At 75.3% G+C, this 15,233-nt stretch carries 13 protein-coding genes; 10 read left to right on the forward strand and 3 right to left on the reverse strand.

Annotated features, from left to right (window positions below; translation table 11 throughout):
- Positions 1-78: 78 nt before the first annotated feature.
- A complete protein-coding gene (locus KIK08_RS01835; protein WP_214401179.1) occupies positions 79-2,295 on the reverse strand; it encodes a spermine/spermidine synthase domain-containing protein in 2,217 nt (738 codons plus the stop codon).
- A gap of 94 nt (positions 2,296-2,389) precedes the next feature.
- Between KIK08_RS01835 and KIK08_RS01840 the strand changes: the two genes are divergently transcribed.
- The 6 genes from KIK08_RS01840 (at position 2,390) to sepH (ending at position 8,813) form a co-directional block, all read left to right on the forward strand.
- The gene (locus tag KIK08_RS01840; protein ID WP_214401180.1) at positions 2,390-3,274 is read left to right on the forward strand and encodes an ABC transporter ATP-binding protein; all 885 of its coding nucleotides are present in this window, start codon (positions 2,390-2,392) and stop codon (positions 3,272-3,274) included.
- Positions 3,271-4,095, forward strand: a complete 825-nt coding sequence (locus KIK08_RS01845; protein ID WP_214401181.1) for an ABC transporter permease — start codon at positions 3,271-3,273, stop codon at positions 4,093-4,095. The genes KIK08_RS01840 and KIK08_RS01845 overlap by 4 nt, the downstream gene beginning before the upstream one ends.
- Entirely contained in the window at positions 4,092-5,327 is a 1,236-nt protein-coding gene (locus tag KIK08_RS01850) for a sensor histidine kinase (RefSeq protein WP_214401182.1), read from the forward strand. Before KIK08_RS01845 ends, KIK08_RS01850 begins: the two co-directional genes overlap by 4 nt.
- Positions 5,324-5,944, forward strand: a complete 621-nt coding sequence (locus KIK08_RS01855) for a response regulator (protein WP_214401183.1) — start codon at positions 5,324-5,326, stop codon at positions 5,942-5,944. Before KIK08_RS01850 ends, KIK08_RS01855 begins: the two co-directional genes overlap by 4 nt.
- Before the next feature lie 28 nt (positions 5,945-5,972).
- Positions 5,973-7,109 carry a phosphoserine transaminase gene (gene serC, locus KIK08_RS01860; RefSeq protein WP_214401184.1) on the forward strand — a complete coding sequence of 379 codons (1,137 nt, stop codon included), beginning with the start codon at positions 5,973-5,975 and terminating at the stop codon, positions 7,107-7,109.
- Positions 7,110-7,403: 294 nt separating this feature from the next.
- The gene (sepH, locus tag KIK08_RS39430) at positions 7,404-8,813 is read left to right on the forward strand and encodes a septation protein SepH (RefSeq protein WP_250556113.1); all 1,410 of its coding nucleotides are present in this window, start codon (positions 7,404-7,406) and stop codon (positions 8,811-8,813) included.
- Positions 8,814-8,905: 92 nt separating this feature from the next.
- Here sepH and KIK08_RS01870 read toward each other — a convergent pair whose 3' ends face one another.
- The gene (locus tag KIK08_RS01870) at positions 8,906-9,433 is read right to left on the reverse strand and encodes a DUF2537 domain-containing protein (protein WP_214401185.1); all 528 of its coding nucleotides are present in this window, start codon (positions 9,431-9,433) and stop codon (positions 8,906-8,908) included.
- A 65-nt stretch (positions 9,434-9,498) separates the two neighbouring features.
- A complete protein-coding gene (locus KIK08_RS01875) occupies positions 9,499-10,305 on the reverse strand; it encodes a TrmH family RNA methyltransferase (protein ID WP_214401186.1) in 807 nt (268 codons plus the stop codon).
- Between the two features lie 221 nt (positions 10,306-10,526).
- Between KIK08_RS01875 and KIK08_RS01880 the strand changes: the two genes are divergently transcribed.
- The 4 genes from KIK08_RS01880 to KIK08_RS01895 all read left to right on the forward strand — a co-directional run bounded on the left by KIK08_RS01880 (position 10,527) and on the right by KIK08_RS01895 (position 15,233).
- On the forward strand, positions 10,527-12,035 hold the full coding sequence (locus KIK08_RS01880) for a glutamate-cysteine ligase family protein (RefSeq protein WP_214401187.1): 1,509 nt from the start codon (positions 10,527-10,529) through the stop codon (positions 12,033-12,035).
- A gap of 11 nt (positions 12,036-12,046) precedes the next feature.
- A complete protein-coding gene (locus KIK08_RS01885) occupies positions 12,047-13,285 on the forward strand; it encodes an MFS transporter (protein ID WP_214401188.1) in 1,239 nt (412 codons plus the stop codon).
- 227 nt (positions 13,286-13,512) lie between these two features.
- Positions 13,513-14,445 carry a hypothetical protein gene (locus KIK08_RS01890; RefSeq protein WP_214401189.1) on the forward strand — a complete coding sequence of 311 codons (933 nt, stop codon included), beginning with the start codon at positions 13,513-13,515 and terminating at the stop codon, positions 14,443-14,445.
- Entirely contained in the window at positions 14,442-15,233 is a 792-nt protein-coding gene (locus KIK08_RS01895) for a P-loop NTPase family protein (RefSeq protein ID WP_214401190.1), read from the forward strand. Before KIK08_RS01890 ends, KIK08_RS01895 begins: the two co-directional genes overlap by 4 nt.

Here is a 15,233-nt window from a genome sequence, read left to right on the forward strand (position 1 = left end):
TGTCGTGATCCACAAGCCCTGTTGACCACGACAACTTCGTTCTCGACGCGCAGGCCCGGGCGCGAGCGGGCGGAGACCCTAGGGCTTGCCGTCCGACTCGGCGCCGGCCCCGGCGGCCACGCCGGCGTCCTCGGGGTCGGGGTCGGAGGTCTCGGGGTCGGAGGTCTCCTCGGCGGCGGTCTCGTCGACGGCGACGGCCTCCGGGGCGGCGTCCCCGGTCAGTGAGCCCTTCGGGGCCAGCAGGAACGCCCCCAGGTACAGCGCCGCCGCCACCAGCAGCAGCCCCGGGAACCCGACGAGCAGCGCCGCGTACTCGATGCATCCGCCGACCATGGCGCCCAGCAGGTTCGCCCCGAAGGCGCCGGTGGCGTCGGAGGTCTCGGTGAAGCGCTTCGCGAACACCACGTTCGCCGCGAAGATCGGCAGGAACGCGATCACCACCGCGGCGACCAGGCGCACCGGGACGGGCAGCGCCAGCAGCCAGGACTCGGGGATCAGCCAGCTCAGGGCCAGTCCGCCGAACAGCACCGCGTACATGACCTTCAGCGGAGGCGTGCGGAACCGGCGGGTGATCTCGACGGCGGCCAGCACGGCGATCAGGACGCCGGCCGAGACGATCGAGTTGACCACCCAGGTGGTGCCGAACAGCAGTGCGAACCCGGCGATGGACTTGGTCTGCAGCAGCAGGAACCCGGCGCCGAGCAGGAACAGGTCGGCGTAGGGGCGCATCCGGCGGTAGGTGCCCACCGGGCGCTCGCCGCCGGGCTCGCGCCTGCCCCGCCCGACCAGCGCGACCGCGGCCACGCTGAAGGCCAGGATCAGCCCGATCGTGACCAGGTACAGCGACGGGATGGTGGCGCCGAACAGGTACAGGAACGGCCGCGAGTCGGTGGCCGGCGCCGGGGTGTTCTCGGTGGCGCCCGCCCACTCGGGGCCGCAGGACTGGTCGGCCGGGGTCAGACCGGTGGTGATGACGGCCTGGCCCAGCTCGCCGCCGACGACGTCGACGCAGGGCTTGTGCCCGAAGACCGTCTCCGCGGTGAGTGCGAGCCGGTCGATCAGCCAGCCCTCGCGGTAGTAGTTGTACATCGCCAGCGCGCCGCCGGGGTTGAGGTGCTCGCGGGCGGCGGCGAAGGACTCCTCGGTGAACAGGTAGCTCTCCAGGCGCAGCGAGCTGGCGCCCTGCACGAGGGTCAGGGAGTCGGGCAGCGCGAAGAGGATGCGGTCGTAGGTGCGGTCGGTGCGCGACAGGAACGCCCGGCCGTCGTCGACGTGCGTGGTCACCCGGGGGTCGTCGTAGGGGCGGTCCGGGTGCTTCTCGCGGCCGACCTGCAGCAGCCCCGGGTCGATCTCCACGGCGTCGACGTGGCGGGCGCCGTTGGCCAGCGCGATGGCCACGTCGGTCCCGCTGCCCGCGCCGATGATCAGGACGTCCTCGAAGTCCTGGCCGATCGCGCGCTCGTAGGGCAGCGCGTACTGCGGCTCGAACTGCACCCGGGCCGCGGCCGGGATGGCCTGCTGGTGGGGCACGCCGTTGGCGGAGATGTCGACGATCGGGATGCCGTTGGACTCGCGCTCGCTGGTCTGGATCTTGTAGTACGGCGACCACGAGGCGCCCGGGGTCATCGACTCGGCGCGCAGCTCGCCGACCATCAGCGCCGAGGGGATCACGACGAGTAGCGCGCCGATCGCCACCCCGGAGCGGGTCGGCGCCGGGATCAGCAGCACGCCGAACAGCACGGCGACGATCAGGCCCCACCACATCGGCGGCGCGCCCAGGAACGACAGCCCGGTGAACGCGACGATGCCGATCAGGCTGCCGATCAGGTCGAACCGGTAGGCCGTCAGCCGCGGCAGCTTGGTGAAGCACTTGCCGACCAGCTCGGCCGGTCCCGCGGTGATCACGGCGGCGGCGGCGAACACGATCGGCAGCACGACCCAGGTGGGCGGGCCGGTGGTGAACAGGCTGGTGAAGTAGATGACCGAGTCGTCCTGGCCGCGGTCGACCGTCACCGGGAACGTCACGATGAACAGCACGAGCACGCCGAGGGTGATCGGCGAGTAGAACGGCCGCACGGTGGCCCGGTCGGCGCGCAGGAAGCCCAGCCCGATCCCGAGGAACGACCCGAGCAGCACGAAGTTGGAGAAGTAGCTCAGGTGGACCACGTTGGACCCGGTCCAGCGGATCAGCGCCAGCTCCACGAACAGCATCAGCGCGCTGGAGAGGACCAGGCGGGTGCGCACCCCGATGAGCGGGTTCTTCGGTGGCGCGGGGCTCGTCGCGGGAGCGGACATGGCCCAGCAGCGTACGGGTGTCCATCGAACGACCGACGGCGGTTCCCACCGAGCGTTCGTCCCGGCCACGTCGTCGGCGCAGCACGCTGCTCTCATGACGGATGCAGCGATCAGCGTGCGGGGGCTGCGCAAGCGCTACCGGGGCTCGCGGCGGCCGGCCGTGGACGGCGTCGACCTCGACGTCGCGCGCGGCGAGGTGGTCGCCCTGCTGGGGCCGAACGGCGCCGGCAAGACGACGACGGTGGAGATCCTGGAGGGCCACCGCGACCGCGACGACGGCGAGGTGGCGGTGCTGGGCACCGATCCCGCCGATGGCGGGCGGACCTGGCGGGCCCGGATCGGGGTGGTCACCCAGTCGGCGACCGACCTGCTGGAGCTCACCCCGGCCGAGGCCGTGCGGCACTTCGCCCGCTACTACCCCGACCCCCGCGACCCGGACGAGGTGCTGGAGCTGGTCGGGCTGGCCGACGCGCCGCGCGCGGTCGTGAAGCTCTCCGGCGGGCAGCGGCGCAGGCTGGACGTGGCGCTGGGCATCGTGGGGCGCCCCGAGCTGCTGTTCCTCGACGAGCCCACCACGGGCTTCGACCCGCAGGCCCGCCGCGACTTCTGGCGGCTCGTGCGGGCGCTGGCCGCGGAGGGCACCACGATCCTGCTGACCACCCACTACCTGGAGGAGGCCGAGGTGCTCGCCGACCGGCTCACCGTGATCACCGACGGGGTGGTCGTCGCCGAGGGCAGTCCGGCCACGCTGGCCGGCCGACAGTCCCGACCGGCGCTGGTCGGCTGGCTGGAGGACGGCCGGCCGCGCACGGAGGCGACGGCGACGCCGTCCGCGCTGGTCGCCGCGTTGGGCCAGCACTTCGGCGGGGAGGTGCCGGGGCTGAGCGTGCGCCGGCCGAGCCTGGAGGACGTCTACCTGGAGCTGCTGTCGGCCGCGGCGCCCGAGCCGGCCCTGGCGACCGCCGGGGGTGCCCGATGACCGCGCTCGCCCCGCCCCGGCTGCCGACGATCCTGCCGCTCGGGCTGGCCCGCGGCGCCCTGGAGCTGCGCCGGTTCTTCCGCAGCCGGGAGACGGTGGTCTTCACCTTCGCCCTGCCGACCGTGCTGCTGGTGCTGCTCGGCTCGGTGTTCGGCGACCACGCCGAGGCCCAGGGCGTGACCTCGTCGCAGGTGCTGGCGGCCGGGATGATCGCCGCCGGGATCATGTCGACGACGTTCGTCAGCCTGGGCACCGACATCGCCGGCGACCGGGACGACGGCACGCTCAAGCGCCTGCGCGGCACGCCGATGCCGGCCGCGGCGTACTTCATCGGCAAGGTGGTTCTCGTCGCGGTGACGACGGTGGCCCAGATCGTGGTCATGCTGACCGTCGCCGTCGCGATGTTCGACCTCTCGCTGCCCGACACGGCGGGCGACTGGCTGACCTTCGCCTGGGTGTTCGCGCTCGGCGTCGTCGGCTGCTCGCTGCTGGGCATCGCGATCTCCAGCCTCGCCCGCACGGCGCGCAGCGCCAGCGCCGTCACCCAGCTGCCCTACCTGGCGCTGCAGTTCATCTCCGGGGTGTTCGTCAACCCGATCACCGCGCTGCCCACCGGGCTGGTCGTGACGGCCTCGTTCTTCCCGGTCAAGTGGATGGCGCAGGGCTTCCGCTCGGTGTTCCTGCCCGACAGCATGGCGGCGTACGAACCGGCCGGGACCTGGGAGCTGGACCGGGTCGCGCTGGTGCTGGGCGCCTGGTGCGTGATCGGGTTGGTGCTGTGCCTGACGACGTTCCGCTGGCGGCGCGGTCAGGACGGGTGACCCTGGTGGGAGCGGCATTGCGCGAGGAGCGGGCGGACAGCGGGAGCGTGCTGCTGAGCTTCTGGCTCTGGGACGCGTTCTTCGCCGGCGCGACGATCCTCACCGCCGTGCTCATCGCGCTGGAGGACCGGCCGCCCGCCGCCAAGGTCGGGTCCATCGCAATCGTCGTCGCGATCAGTCTGGCCTGGCCGGTGCGCGGGCGCCGGCTGGCCCTGGCCGTGCACGACCGGCCGGTCACCGCGGGCCGGCTGGCGTTCTGCGCCGTGCTGGGGATCGGGATGGTCGCCGCGGTCGCGCTGGCCGACTCGGCCAACTGGGCAGCGTTCGTCGTGTACTCGCAGCTGTTCTGGCTGCTGCCGCTCGGCCCGGCCATCGCCGGGGTCGCCGTGCTGACGTTCCTGGCCCCGGTCGCCGGGGCCCTCTCCCGCGGGCAGGGAGTGCTGTTCGACCTGCTCCCGCCGCAGGCGCTGTTCATGACCCTGTTCGGGATCCTGGTCGGCATCTTCATCACCCGCCTCGCCGACGAGAGCACCCGGCGCGCCGCGCTGATCGCCGAGCTGGAGGCCAGCCAGGCCCAGGTGGCGGAGCTGTCGCACGTGGCGGGGGCGGCGGCCGAGCGCGAGCGGCTGGCCGGCGAGATCCACGACACCCTCGCCCAGGGCTTCACCAGCATCGTCACGCTTCTGCAGGCCGCGCAGGCCCAGTTCGACGCCGACCCCGCCGCCGCCCGCCGGCACGTCGACCTGGCCGTGCGCGCCGCGCGGGAGAACCTCGGGGAGGCCCGCCAGCTGGTGGCGGCGGGCGCGCCCGGCGAGGCCGCCGCCCGCTCGCTGGCCGACGCCGTCGGGCGCACCGCCGACCGCTACGCCGAGGAGACCGGCTCCCCCGCGGCCCGCACCGTGCACGGCACGCCCCGCAAGGTCTCCGCCGAGACCGAGATCGTGCTGCTGCGCGCCGCCCAGGAGCTGCTGGCCAACGCCCGCCAGCACGCCGGCGCCGGGCGCGTCGAGGTCGACCTCGACTACACCGACCCCGACGCCGTCGCCCTCGCGGTGACCGACGACGGCCCCGGCTTCGACCCCGACGCCGTCGACGAGGGCAGTTTCGGGCTGCGGATACTGCGCGGGCGGGTCGAGCGGCTCGACGGCGAGGTCGACCTCGACCCCGGGCCCTCCGGCACGACCGTCACCGTCACCGTCCCCACCGCACCCACCCCCCAGGAGGTCAGGTGATCGACGTGCTGGTCGTCGACGACCACGTCATCGTCCGCCAGGGCCTGCGCGGCATGCTCGCCGCCGAACCCGACCTCGACGTCGTCGGCGAGGCGGGCTCCGGCCCGGAGGCCGTGGCCATGGTCGGCGCGCACGCCCCCGACGTGGTGCTCATGGACCTGCGGATGCCCGGCGGCGACGGCGTGGCCGCCACCACCGCCATCACCGAGCAGCACCCCGGCACCCACGTCGTCGTGCTCACCACCTACGACACCGACGCCGACATCCTGCGCGCGGTCGAGGCAGGCGCGGCGGGCTACCTGCTCAAGGACTGCTCGCAGGCCGAGCTGACCTCGGCGATCCGGGCCGCCGCCCGCGGCGAGACGGTGCTCACCCCGTCGGTCGCCGCGCGGCTGGTCAGCCGGATGCGCGGCCCGCAGCCGGAGTCGCTCTCGCCGCGCGAGGTGCAGGTGCTCGGGCTGGTCGCGGTGGGCCGCACCAACGCCGAGATCGGCCGCGAGCTGCACATCACCGAGGCGACCGTGAAGACGCACCTGCTGCGCACCTTCAGCAAGCTCGACGTGTCCGACCGCACGGCCGCGGTCACCGTCGCGCGCGAGCGGGGGCTGCTGAGCTGAACGAGGGCGCAGGAGGAGACTGGAGGCCGTGACCGCTTCGACCGCGACCGACCTCCAGATCCCCGCCGACCTCCTGCCCGCCGACGGCCGCTTCGGCTCCGGGCCCTCCAAGGTCCGGCCCGAGCAGCTCACCGCGCTGTCCGGGGCAGGCGCGGCGCTGATGGGCACCTCGCACCGGCAGAAGCCGGTGAAGTCGCTGGTGGGACGCCTGCGAGCGGGGTTGTCGGAGCTGTTCTCGCTGCCCGAGGGCCACCAGGTCGTGCTGGGCAACGGCGGGTCCACCGCGTTCTGGGACGTCGCCGCTTTCAGCCTCGTGCGCGAGCGCGCCCTGCACCTGACCTACGGCGAGTTCTCGGCGAAGTTCGCCGAGACCACCAAGGGCGCCCCCTTCCTGGCCGACCCGGTCGTCGTCGCGGCCGAGCCGGGCAGCGCGCCCGCCCCGCAGGCCGACCCGTCCTGCGACGTGCTCGCCTGGGCCCACAACGAGACCTCCACCGGCGTCGCGGCGCCCGCCGTGCGGCCCGCGGACGCGGTCGACGGGCAGCTCGTCGTCGTCGACGGCACCTCCGGCGCCGGCGGCCTCCCGCTCGACGCGAGCCAGGTCGACACCTACTACTTCGCCCCCCAGAAGGGCTTCGCCTCCGACGGCGGGCTGTGGATCGCGCTGATGAGCCCGGCCGCGCTGGAGCGCGTCGCCGAACTGGCCGCCGGCGACCGCTGGATCCCGCCGTTCCTGTCGCTGGCCACCGCGGTCGACAACTCGCTCAAGGACCAGACCTACAACACCCCGGCCGTGGCCACGCTGTTCCTGATGGCCGAGCAGGTCGACTGGATGCTCGGCCTCGGCGGGCTCGACGCCTGCGTCGCCCGCACCGCGGAGTCCTCCGGGCACCTGTACGCATGGGCGGAGGCCAGCGAGTACGCCACGCCGTTCGTCGTCGACCCGCAGCACCGCTCGCAGGTCGTGGGCACGATCGACTTCGCCGACCCGGTCGACGCCGCGGCCGTGGCGAAGGTCCTGCGCGCCAACGGCGTCGTCGACACCGAGCCCTACCGCAAGCTGGGCCGCAACCAGCTGCGCGTCGGCATGTACCCGGCCGTCGACCCGGCCGACGTGCGGGCCCTCACCGCCTGCATCGACTGGGTCGTCGAGCACCAGTCCTGACGCACGCCTCCCCCGCGCCGGAGTTCAGGAAAGCCACGATGCTGCCCCCAGAGTTCAGCATCGTGGCTTTCCTGAACCGGGGCCGGGGGCGGGTGGATCACGGTCCGGCATCATGGGGCGCGCTCCGGTGATCGACATGGAACGCTGCGCGCACGGAGGAGAGCCAGCCCGCCCGCACCGCCGGGCACCCCACGCGCCGGAACCGGCCTTTCGGGTCCGGCGCGCCTCCGTCGTGGGTTGCGATCCGGCAACTACCGTCACCCGGACGGGGAGAGACAGCGGGGAGGCCGACCGATGCGGGCGCTTCGGGTCGTCGGGATCCTCGAGCAGGACGGGGAGTTCTCCGTCGTGCTCGAGGACGCGGACCGGCGCGAGCGCTACACGGTCCCGGCGGACGAGAAGCTGCGTGCGGCCGCTCGTGGAGACCTGACCCGTCTCGGACAGATCGCGGTAGAGGTGGAGAGCCAGTTGCGCCCACGAGAGATCCAGGCCCGTATCCGCGCCGGAGCGTCCGTGGAGCAGGTCGCCGCGATGGCCGGGGTCCCGCTGCAGAAGATCGAGCGGTTCGCCTACCCGGTCCTGCTGGAGCGCTCGCGCACCGCCGAGGTCGCCCAGCGGGCCCACCCGGTCCGCGCCGACGGCCCCGACCCGCGCATGCTCGGCGACGTCGTCGCGCACACCTTCGGGCTGCGCGGCCAGGAGTACGCCGACTTCGAGTGGGACTCCTGGAAGGGCGAGGACGGCAAGTGGGTCGTCTGCCTGTCCTGGCACGCCGGCCACTCCGACATCCGCGCCCACTGGACGTTCCAGCCCGGGGCCAACGGCGGCACCGTCACCGCCGTGGACGAGAACGCGTTCGACCTGGTCGAGGGCCTGCCTGCGCGCCCGCTGCGGCCGGTGGGCCCGGTCATCGACATGGCCCGCCCCGACGACGCCGGCCCCGCGCCCGCTCCCGTGCCCGAGCTGCGCGCGGCCGCATCCGGGTCCGACCGGCGCGGCCCCGAGCCCGCCTACGACCGCGCCCCCACCCGCACGGCCCCCGAGCCGCGCCGCCCGGCGCCGCCCACGCAGCGCCAGGCCCCGGTGGAGCCGCGTCCCGAACCCCAGCCGGCCGGTCACGAGTACGGCCCCCCGCAGGGCTACGCGGACTCCCCCCGCACGCCCGAGCGCCCCGCCGAGCGCCCGGTCGAGCAGCGGCGCGCCCCGCAGCCCCCGGTGGAGCGCTACGAGCGCCCGGCCGCGCCGCCGGCCGCGCCCGAGCCGCCCACCGAGCCCGTCGACGTCGTCGAAGAGGCCGCCCCCGAGGAGGTCGTCGCCGAAGCCGTCGATGAGGTCGTCGAGGCCGCCCCCGAGGCGCCGGTCGAGGACGAGGTGGTCGCGCCGGTCGAGGAGCAGACCCCCGAGGCGCCCGCCGTCGCGGAGGAGCCCGAGCCCGTCGCCGCCGAGCCGGAGCCCGCCCCGGAGCCCACCCCGGCCCCGCGGCAGGAGGTGGCCCCGGCCGAGCCCGCGGCCGCCCAGGAAGCGCCGGCGCCCGAGCCCGAGCCCGAGCCCGAGCCCGAGCCCGAGCCCGAGAAGGCTCCCGCCGAGCCCGCGGCGGCCGCCGCCGCGGACAAGCCCAAGCCCCCGGCCCGTCGCACCAAGAAGGGCAAGCCGGTCATGCCCTCCTGGGACGAGGTCCTGCTCGGCGTCCGCGGCCAGCACTGACCGTCGACCACCCACCGTCGAGAACGAAGTTGTCGTGATCGACAGGGCTTGTTGATCACGACAACGTCGTTCTCGACGGAAGCTCGGCGGCGTCAGGCGAGCATGTCCAGCAGCAGCGCCACCCACGCGGCGACCAGGCCGGCGGCGGTCCCGATCGCCGGCCAGCGCCAGAACGGCACACGGCGCAGCAGGTAGAGCGACGGCGCCAGGCCGAGCGCGACGAGCAGGTTCGCCGGCACCCACAGCAGCCCGAACGCCTGGGCGAACGCCTTGCTCAGCGCCACGTCCGCGATCGTCACCATGATCGCGAAGAAGGCCGAGATCGTCAGACCGGTGGCCCACGGCGTCGGGCCCGGCGGGTGCGCGGCCAGCCGCGGGTCCGGGCCGCCGACCCGCACCGACTCCGTCTCCCCCGTGCTCGGGTCGGTGAACTCGACCGGTCGGCCCAGCACGTCGGCCACCCGGCCGGCCAGCTGCAGGCCCCTCCTGCGCACCAGCGCCTTCTCGTTCGGACCGCCCGAACGGGCCGTCAGCAGGGCTAGCGCCGACCACTCGCGGACGGCGGCCTGCAGCTCCGCTGGCAGCGGGGCGTCCCCCGGCTGCCGGTCCCCCAGTTCCAACCCCGTGCCCCCCGTGGGCCGCGCGTAGCACGGTCGACCCCGACCGTTGCGCTCGGCGCACAAGCCTACGGGTGTCCCACGGTGTGGAAAGCGACGGCCGCGGCGGTCGCCACATTGAGCGAATCGACGCCCGCCGCCATCGGGATGCGCACCCGCAGGTCGGCCGCGGCCATCGCCTCCGCGGACAGCCCGGGCCCCTCCGCGCCCAGCAGGAGCGCCACCCGCTGCCCGGCCAGCCCCGACCCGGACAGCGGCAGCGCATCCGGCGCCGGGGTCAGCGCGGCCACCCGCAGTCCGGCCGCGCGCAGCCCGTCCAGCGCGCCGGGCCACGGCCCGTCCAGCTCGGTGAACGGCACCCGCAGCACGTGCCCCATCGACACCCGCACGCTGCGCCGGTACAGCGGGTCGGAGCAGCGCGGCCCCAGCAGCACGCCGTCGACGCCGAGCGCGGCGGCGTTGCGGAACAGCGCGCCCAGGTTCTCGTGGTCGTTGACGCCCTCCAGCACGGCCAGCAGCCGCGCGTCGCGCACCAGGTCGTCGACCGCCGGCCGGGGCGCCCGGTCGGCCACCGCGAGGACGCCGCGGTTGAGGTGGAAGCCGACGGCCTCGGCCATCGTGGCGGCGTCGGTGACGTAGGCCGGGACGTCCAGCGCGTCGAGGTCGGCCCCGAGCTCGTCGAAGCGGCGGGCCACGCCCAGCAGCGACCGCACCGGGAACGGCGAGGCGATCAACCGCCGGACCACGACGACGCCCTCGGCGATCACCAGGCCGCGCCCACCCGGACGGTCAGGTCGGCGGTCGGCGGTGGTGAGGTCGCGGTAGTCGTCGAGGCGGGGGTCGGCCGCCTCGGCGACCGGGATGAGGGAGGCCACGAGCGGAGATCGTTCCAGGCCCCACCAGGGCGGGCGTCCCGGTCATCCGGTCGGCCGTAGCGGTTGGATCACGGTTGTGTCACGGTGGACAACCGCTCGGGGCTCGGCCGCTCCGCTGCTGTTCACCGCCCGTCGGTGACACGATCTCGGTGTCGCAGTGGGCGGCAGCGAAGGCCGGCCCCCGGCGGGTGTCGCCCGGGACCAGGGAGGGCAAGGCGCGTATGGGCCAGGACGTCGACCGACGCGCGTTCAGTCGACGGGACCGCCAGCACTACCGGGCGAAGGTGCAGAGCTGCCTCGACGCGCTCGCCGAGATGCTGCGCAGCCACCCGTTCGCCCACGACGAGCCGATGACCGGGATCGAGGTCGAGCTCAACCTGGTCGACGAGACGCTGTCCCCGTCGCTGTCCGGCAAGGCGGTCCTGGAGGCCATCGGCTCCGCCGACTTCCAGTCCGAGCTGGGCCGCTGGAACATGGAGCTCAACCTGCCCCCGCGCCCGCTGCCCGGCGACCAGTGGCGCCACCTGGAGCACCAGTTGCTCGACGAGCTCGCGGTGGCCGGGGCCAAGGCCCGCGACTGCGGCTCCCGGCTGGCCGTGATCGGCATCCTGCCCACCCTCCGCCGCGACGACCTGGTGCTCGACTCGCTCTCCGCCGACGAGCGCTACCGCATGCTGAACGAGCAGATGCTCAGCGTCCGCGGCGAGCCGATCCGCCTCGACATCACCGGCGACGACCCGTCGGGCCGCCACGCGCTGGCCCCCGACCGGCTCTCCGCCGACTTCGACTCCATCGCCCCCGAGGCTGCGTGCACCTCGATGCAGCTGCACCTGCAGGTCCACCCCGACGAGTTCGGCGGGTACTGGAACGCCGCCCAGTGCGTCTCCGGGGTGCAGCTCGCCGTGGGCGCGAACTCGCCGTTCCTGCTGGGCGCCCGGCTGTGGGCGGAGACCCGCATCCCGCTGTTCGAGCAGTCCTGCGACGTGCGCACCCCCGAGCTGCGCAACCAGGGCGTGCGCCCCCGGGTGTGGTTCGGCGAGCGCTGGATCACCTCGATCCTGGACCTGTTCGAGGAGAACACCCGCTACTTCCCGGCCCTGATGCCGGTCACCGAGGACACCGACCCGCAGGCCGACGTCGAGGCCGGGCGGGTGCCCGGCCTCGACGAGCTCAAGCTGCACAACGGCACGATCTGGCGCTGGAACCGCCCGGTCTACGACGTCGCCAACGGCGAGCCGCACGTGCGGGTGGAGAACCGGGTGCTGCCGGCCGGGCCGACGGCCGTCGACATGGTGGCCAACGCGCTGTTCTTCTACGGCCTGCTGCGCGCGCTGACCGACGCCGAGCGCCCGCTGTGGAGCACGATGTCGTTCGAGGCCGTGGAGGAGAACTTCACCACCGCCGCGCGCCACGGGCTGGAGGGGCCGCTGTACTGGCCGGGCTCGGGCTGGATCCGCCCCGACGAGCTGGTGCTGCGCAAGCTGCTGCCGCAGGCCGCCGAGGGCCTGACCCGCTTCGGCGTCACCGGCCCGGTCATCGACCGCTACCTCTCGGTCATCGAGCAGCGGTGCGCCCTGCGCCGCACGGGCGCCTCCTGGCAGGTCGACGCGGTGGCCGCGCTGGAGGCCAGGGGCGCCGACCGGCACCGCGCACTGCGCGGCATGCTCGACCGCTACCTGGAGTCCTCGGAGGCCAACGAGCCGGTGCACGCCTGGGCCCTCCCGGCCTGAGCCCCGTGCCGGTGCGGCTGCGCGGACACCCCGGCTTCCGCCGGTTCTGGGCCGCGAGCACCGTCTCCGACCTCGGCACGCGGGTCGGCACCGTGGCGCTCGGGGTGCTGGTCGTGGTCGACCTCGGGGGGTCGGCCGCCGACGTCGGCCTCGTGCAGGGCGCGACGATGCTGCCCCACCTCGTGGTCGGGTTGTTCGTGGGCGTGCTGGCCGACCGCGTCCGGCGCAAGCCGCTGCTCGTGGCCACCGACCTCGGCCGGGCGGTGGTGCTGGGTTCGGTCCCCGCGCTGTGGGCGGTCGGGTGGCTGGACGTGCCGGTGCTCGTCGCGATCATGGTGGTGTTCGGGCTGCTCTCGGTGCTCAACGCGGCCGCCCACCAGTCGTTCCTGCCCCGGCTGGTGCCCCGCGCGCTGCTGCACCGGGCCAACGTCCGGCTCGACCAGAGCGACGCCGTCGCCCAGACCTCCGGCCCGCTGGTCGGGGGCGGTCTGGTCGCGCTGGTCGGCGCCCCGGTCACGGTCCTGGTCGACGCGCTGAGCTACGCGGTGTCCGGGGTGCTCACCGCACTCGCGCCCGCGAGCGACCCGGTGCCGACCCCGACCTCCCGGTCCGTCCTCGCCGAGCTGCGCGAGGGGGTCGACTGGGTCTACCGGCACCCCACGCTGCGCCCGCTGGCGCTGTCCACGCACACGTGGTTCCTGTTCCACGCCGTCCTGAACGCCACCTACGTGCCCTACGCCCTGCTCGACCTGCGGCTGGACGCGGTGGGCCTCGGGGCGACGCTCGCGCTGGCCGGCGTCGGCGCGCTGGCCGGCAGCTCGGCCTCCGAGGCGGTGGGCCGGCGGATCGGGATCGCGGGGACGGTCGCCGCGTCCCACCTTGCGGAGGCGGCCGGCTTCGCGATCGTGGCGCTGGCCGGCGCCGCCGACGTGCCGGCGGTGCTGGTGCTCGCGGCCGGCGGCCAACTGCTCTACGGGTTCGGGATGGGCCTGGACAACCCGATCACGCTGTCCTACCGGCAGTCCGTCACGCCGGACCGGCTGCAGGGGCGGATGAACGCCACGATCCGCTCGGTCAACCGGGCCGCGGTGGTCGTCGGCGCGCCCCTCGGCGGGCTGCTCGCCGACGCGGCGGGCGCCCGCACCGCGCTCTGGGTGGGTGCCGCGGGGATCGCCGCGACGGGGGTGCTGCTGCTGTTCAGCGGCCTGCGGACCGCTGTCCACGACACCGGCGCACCACCGGAGGGCTGAGCCGGCGTTCGCGATCGCAAACTGATCGTCTCCGTTCGGCCCCGACGGGCCGGCGGGCGTACCTACAGTCGGTCCCGTTCCCGCCGGAGCCGGCCCGCAGACCCGGGCCGCCGGCCCGCCGCCAGCACCGCAGGCGCCCCACCGCTCGGTCGGGCGCGGCCCTCGCACGCCCGTCGACGGGAGAGACCCATGCCTCAGCGACCCGCACCGACCCCGATCGCCCCTCGGTGAGCGCCGTGTCCCGTTTCCGCCTGTTCGGCCGCCCGCCCGAGCCCACCTCCGACACCGCCGCGCCGCAGTGGTCGCCGACCTCGTCCGGCCCGCCCCCTCCCGTCCCCGGCCGGCCCGCCACCGGCGTGTTCCCCGCCGTGCCCGGCCCGTCCACCGGCCTGTTCACCGCCGTTCCGCCACCTGCCGGCTCGGACGGCGCCGCCAGCCCGTTCGGCGGTCCGCCCCCCGCGCCACCGCGCCCGCACGGGCCACGACGGCGCTACCCCGGCGACCCGCCCACGAACCCCTTCGGGTACCCGCCGGTGGCCGGGCCGGCCGCCGGATCGCGGACCGGCGCCGTCCCCGGCAGCGCCGGCCCCGCCCCCCACCCCGACCGCGCCGAGGCGACCGCCCTGGCCGGAGCCTTCGCCGCCGACTACCTGTCCTGGGACGAGGACGACCCGGCCCGCCGCGGCCGCGTCCTGGCCACCTACCTGCCGGCCACCGGCACCGACCCCGCCCGCCTGGGCTGGTCGGGCCGCGGCCGCCAGCGCGCCGAGTTCGTGCTGCCCGGGCGGGTCCGCCCGGACGGCGAAGGCCGCGTGCTCGTCGACGTCCGCGTGCGCGTCACGCCCTACCGGCCCGTCGGCCCGGAACGCCCGGCGGGCGCCGCCGAGCGCGACGCGGCCGGCGATGTCGGCGGCATCCCGGCCGCGGCCCCGGCCCCCACCGCACCCGGCTGGCGCAGCATGGCGTCCTGCTGGGTGCGGCTCACCGTGCCGGTCGTGCTGGACGGCGAGCGGCTGCTGGTGGACGCCTGGGAAGAGCTGATCGGCGCCGACCTCCCCCTTCCCGGCACCCCCGAGCCCCGGCCGGAGCCCGTCCCCGAGGACCACGCCCTCGACGACGACGAGCCGGTCGTCCAGCCCGCCGCCGGGGCGCTGCGATGACCGCCGCCACCCGCAGCCCCCTGGTCGCCGGGATCGACGCCGGCGTCGGCACCAGCACGCTGGCCGCGGCGCTGCACGCCCGCGACGGTGGGGTGCTCGCCGGTGAGGCCGACGTCGTCGTCTGCGCCGCCACCGAGGAGTCCCTGCGCGCGGCGGCCACGGTGGCCTGCCCCGGCTCCGGACCCCGCCCGGTGCTGGTCGTCACCGGCGGCCCGCCCGCGGCACCGGTGCCACCGGCCGTCCGCACCCGGTACTGCGCGGTGGTCGAACTGCCCCGCATCGACGACTGGGCCACCGCCGCTGCCGACGTGCTCGGCGTCCCCACCGACCGGCTGAGCCCGCCGCTGCGGTCCTACGCCGAAGCGCTGCAGACCCTCGTCTCGGCCCTGCTCGGCGGCGGGCTGCTGGCCGCGAGCGGCCCGCCGATGGTGATCCGCCCCCGGAAGGCCGAACCGTGGCGGGGAGCGGCCCTGCACGCGGTCGGCCTCCCCGACGACCTCACCGCACCCGCCCGCCCCCGCCGTCCCGCCGCCGCCCCGTCCCGCACCCCCGGCCGCCACCGCGCCGAACAGCCCCACCACCCCGCCCCGCCCGACGAGAACCGCTCCCGCCCCGACAGCGCAGAACGGCGCCAGACCCGCACCACCCGGCCGCCCCGTCGCCTCACCGACGCCCGCTCCGCGCCGAGCCGGCCCGTCCGCGCCGCCCGGGACGAGGACGACGAGGCCATCGAGGCGCGCAACATCGCCGCCGACCGCCGGCCCGCGGCCCGGGGACGGGCGGGGTGA

The sequence above is a fragment of the Pseudonocardia lacus genome (assembly GCF_018531445.1).
Classification (GTDB): domain Bacteria; phylum Actinomycetota; class Actinomycetes; order Mycobacteriales; family Pseudonocardiaceae; genus Pseudonocardia; species Pseudonocardia lacus.